Origin of the sequence: Alcanivorax sp. (genome assembly GCF_014762765.1) — a bacterium.
Classification (GTDB): Bacteria; Pseudomonadota; Gammaproteobacteria; order Pseudomonadales; family Alcanivoracaceae; genus Alcanivorax.
Genome location: NZ_JABURH010000047.1, coordinates 1 through 4,513, shown reverse-complemented (window position 1 = coordinate 4,513; position 4,513 = coordinate 1). Strand labels below are relative to the sequence as shown.

Annotated in this window: 3 protein-coding genes; all 3 read right to left on the bottom strand. The window is 60.9% G+C overall.

All coding sequences use genetic code 11. From position 1 onward, the window contains the following. The coding region (locus tag HUJ17_RS01515) for a CTP synthase (RefSeq protein WP_290509043.1) at positions 1 to 1,255 on the bottom strand (1,255 nt) is incomplete at its 3' end. A gap of 426 nt (positions 1,256 to 1,681) precedes the next feature. After that, entirely contained in the window at positions 1,682 to 3,583 is a 1,902-nt protein-coding gene (locus tag HUJ17_RS01510; protein ID WP_290509042.1) for an ATP-dependent DNA helicase RecQ, read from the bottom strand. 229 nt (positions 3,584 to 3,812) lie between these two features. After that, positions 3,813 to 4,513 (bottom strand): tRNA lysidine(34) synthetase TilS (gene tilS, locus HUJ17_RS01505; protein WP_290509041.1); only part of this gene is annotated, 701 nt, incomplete at its 5' end.

Genomic DNA, 4,513 nt, shown 5'->3' with positions numbered 1-4,513 from the left:
TCCACTCGGTAATCAGGCCCACCACCGGGTCCGGCGTATCCGGGCGCAGCTCGGAAGAGTGCGCCTTTTCGATGCCGGCCACGTGGCGGGCGTATTCGATCACCGCCAGTTGCATGCCAAGACAGATACCCAGATATGGCACCTTCTTTTCTCGGGCGTAACGAATGGCAGCGATCTTGCCTTCGGTACCCCGGTCCCCAAAGCCGCCGGGCACCAGGATGGCGTCCAGATTTTCCAGCACGCCGGTGCCTTCACGTTCGATATCTTCCGCATCCAGGTAAAGGATGTTGACCTTGGCACGGTTGCTGATGCCGGCGTGGATCAGGGCTTCATTGAGCGACTTGTAGGCGTCGACCAGCTCGATGTACTTACCCACCATACCCACGGTGACTTCATTCTCGGGATTGAGCTGAGCTTCCACCACTCGATCCCACTCGCCCAGATCCGGCTCCGGCAGATCCAGGCCAAACTTCTCCACCACGATGTCATCCAGGCCCTGCTCGTGCATGCCACGGGGCACCTGGTAGATGGTCTTGCAATCCGGTGAGGAAATCACCGCTCGGGCTTCCACGTTGGTAAACAGGGCGATCTTGTCCCGGGCACTCTGCGGAATCGGGTCATCCGCACGGCATACCAGAATATCCGGCTGCAGGCCGATGGAGCGCAGCTCTTTCACGGAATGCTGGGTGGGCTTGGTCTTGATCTCGCCAGCGGTGGCGATATAGGGCACCAGGGTCAAATGCACCAGCAGGGACTGGCTGGACCCCAGCTCCACACGCATCTGCCGCGCCGCTTCCAGGAACGGCAGGGATTCGATGTCACCGGCAGTACCACCGATTTCCACGATGGCCACGTCCGCATCCCCTGCCCCTTCGCGGATCTTCAGCTTAATCTCATCGGTAATATGGGGGATCACCTGCACGGTGGCGCCCAGGTATTCACCGCGGCGCTCCTTGTCCAGCACGTCCTGATAGACACGGCCGGTGGTGAAGCTGTTGCGGCGACTCAAGCGAGTGCGGATAAAACGCTCGTAGTGACCCAGGTCCAGGTCGGTTTCGGCGCCGTCTTCAGTCACGAATACCTCACCGTGCTGGTAAGGGCTCATGGTGCCGGGATCCACATTGATGTAGGGATCCATTTTGATCAGGGTGACGTTGAGGCCGCGGGCTTCCAACAAAGTGGCCAGGGATGCTGAAGTGATCCCCTTACCCAGAGACGACACCACACCGCCGGTGACAAAGATGAAACGTGACATGCACTCACCAGATTGCTAGTGGGTTGGTAGCACTCTCACCAGTGTAACCGGCACCAATAAAAAAACACCCTGCACGCATGACACGGGCAAGGGGCTTTCTGAATCGGGTTGGCCAGCTACGCAAGTGATGGTTGAACACCTGAAAATTCAGGGGCTTGCGCTACATCAGGACGGGAGAAAATATTAACAGAAGGCGCCGTGCGCCTCAATCGGAATCGCGTCCGGGAGCGTAAAAAGTGGTGCAGCACGTTACCCGGCACAAACTCACCCGGATCGCCTAAGGCCTTATTCCGACGTCTGCTGCGACTTATCAGGCCCAGCGAGTTGTTAGGGTGCCAGTTGCGAAATGCAAAACCGAGCCGACCTTTCGTGACTCGCAACTCGCTCCTCGAAACTCCTACCGAGCCGCACCGTACGTTCCCGGCATCAGGCGCTCTCGCAAGCGGCTAGCACCTCGGAAAACGGCGCACCCATCTGCGAGCCGAACGCCGGATGCCTCCCCAGGCGGGCGCGGCTGGCTCTTGGGCTGCTGATGCCGCAAAGGAAACGTGCCAGCTGCCGGGGTGTGCTCAGAGCCTGATGGTTTTCCTCACGGGTGGCCTGAATCACTGCCGGGTCCGGTGCTGTGCGGCCACGTGATGGCAACGCCTGTTGCTCACCGAGGCAGGCGCTGCAATGACCACAGGGCTGGGCGAGCGTCTCGCCGAAATAGCCGACCAATGCCTGCTGATGGCAGCCAGAGCTCCCCGCCCAGTCACACACCTGCTGCAGACGCTGGATATCGCGCTGCTCGCGCAGGGCAAACTGCTCCTGCATCCGCACGATCAAGGGCTCACATTCCGCTGGCGGGTTCAGCATCCGATAGCCCTGGCGCACGCCGGCGACCCGTAACTCGATCATCTGCTGCTGTTCCAGATAATTCAGGGCATTGAGGACCCGCAGGCGGTCATCACCCAGGGCCTGGGCGGCGTCGATGGGCCGCAGGGTCAGCCAGATCCGTCCCTGCTTGCCAGTGGCAAACAGGCGCTCCAGAAAAGCGGCCCGCTCCGGGTTGAAGCCGGCCAGAATCTCTTCCTGCGATGTCTGGAACGCCACCTTGTATTCCGTATAGAACGGCGCCGTGGCGCGAATCACCCCTTCCAGTTCCAGATAGGTGAGCAAGGTGTTGATGACCAGAGGCCGCACATCGAACTGCCCGGACAACTCATGAATCGAAAGATCGAATTGCGCCGGCTGTCCCAGCAGCCAACGAATCAGCGCAGACAGGGACTCACTGTCCGGTGTATCCCCATAGGTGAAATTCTCCAGCACCGTCAGATCATCCGGGTTGGCCAGCAACAGGCAGTGGGATGGTTGTCCGTCACGCCCGGCCCGGCCAATTTCCTGCATATAGTTTTCCAGGGACTTGGGCAGGTTGTAGTGGTAGATGGCGCGGATGTCCGCCTTGTCGATGCCCATACCGAAGGCGATGGTAGCCACCACGATGTCGGTCTCCCCCGCCATGAACGCCTCCTGCACCTGATGGCGGGGCTCGTCTTTCAGCCCGGCGTGGTAGGCCTGCGCCTTCAATCCCTGTTTCTGCAAAAAGGCCGCCACAGTCTCGGCGGTCTTCTGCAAAGTGACATAAACGATGGCGGGCTCGGCAGGTCGGCTGGTGAGCTGCTCCAGCAGGTACTGATCACGCTCGGCGGTGCCACAAGGGCGCACTGCCAGGGCCAGGTTGGGGCGAAAGAAACCGGTCTGGATGTGGTCCGCCCTGGCGATCTCGAAACTGTCGCAAATCTGCTCTGCCACCTGGGGAGTGGCCGTGGCCGTCAGTGCCAGCACCCGGCCAACCTTGAGATCCCGGGCCAGCTGCGCCAATTTCAGATAATCGGGACGGAAGTTATGCCCCCACTCGGACACACAGTGCGCCTCATCCACGGCCATCATGCTGATGGACAGGCGCTTCAGCCGTGTCAGAAAGCGCTCATTGGCCAGCCGCTCCGGGGCCACATAAAGCAGCTTGATGGTGCCATCATCCAGCCCCCGATAAATCGCTTGCAGCTCTCCGGCATCCACACTGGAATCCAGTCGTGCCGCCGGGATATTAAGCCGATTGAGCTGATCCACCTGATCCTTCATCAGCGCGATCAACGGCGACACCACCAGTGTAAGTCCATCCAGCATCAATGCAGGCAACTGATAGCACAGGCTCTTGCCGCCGCCAGTGGGAAACACCGCCAAGGCCGATCGACCAGCCAGTAGCGCCTCGATGACCGCCTGCTGGCCGGGACGGAATCCCTGGAGCTTGAATATCTGTTGCAGTAATTGTTGCGCTTCTTGCATGGATACTCTTGGCTAATCAGGCGAAGTTCGGAGCAAACTGGCTAGGGTCATGGCTGCCTGCTTGCAGGTCGATGATCCAAAGGTACAGACCTGACGTCCCCTGCTATATCAGTCAGCGTTGATCAAACCTGTAGGACATTGGCCAATCAGGAACGCTTGTTAGGGTGCACTAAGCCCACCGTAAAAAAACAGGCTGGCAGCCTCGCGGAGCAATGATCACTTCAGATGGCTAACGAGGGGGCGGCAACAAAAACCATTCTTCACAGCTCGCCGCCTCTTCACCATCCGCCAACCCCACCAGCGGCACCGATACCAGCGTCTCGCCCCGATACAACAGAGGCCACTGATGTCGCTGCCAGGGGGGCACACCGGCCGCTCGCCACAGTTCCTTGATGCGCTGATGCATACCGTTGCGCAGCATGCGCGTGCCACCGGTAAAGGGGCGCAGGGTCAGATCACCTGGCGGGCGCATCAGGCTTACTGCGCCCTCCCCGGCTGTGGGTGACAGTTGCCAGGATGGCAGTGATGGTGGCGGCGCGCCCTGCGGCCAGGACAAGGTACCCTGCCAGGGCGCCAGGGCCTCACGGGGGAGCAAATACAGTGCCCGTCGGAACAGGCGCACTGCCCAACTGCCCCACTCCACCTGGGCCTGACTGTCCTCGGCAGCATCCTGCAGGGCCAGCAATTCGGCAAGCACCGCAGCACTGGGCGCACTGGCCCCCTGCCCGTGGAGCCACCAGCGTAACAGGTTACGTTGCCGGGCCGGTCGCAACGCTGCCAACCCGGCAAGAGGAAATCGTTGGGCGCTGACACCACAGGCTTGCGCATCCTCCTCCGCCCTTTCGTCCAGCAACTCACTGGCATCCCCCATGTGCCGGGCGGTTCTGGCCAGGATCTCATCGGCCCCGCGCCACCGCTGACGCAGGGCCG

Coding starts and splice junctions, on each gene's coding strand:
- HUJ17_RS01510 (WP_290509042.1), bottom strand. CDS start 3,583: ATGCAAGAAGCGCAACAATTACTGCAACAGATATTCAAGCTCCAGGGA.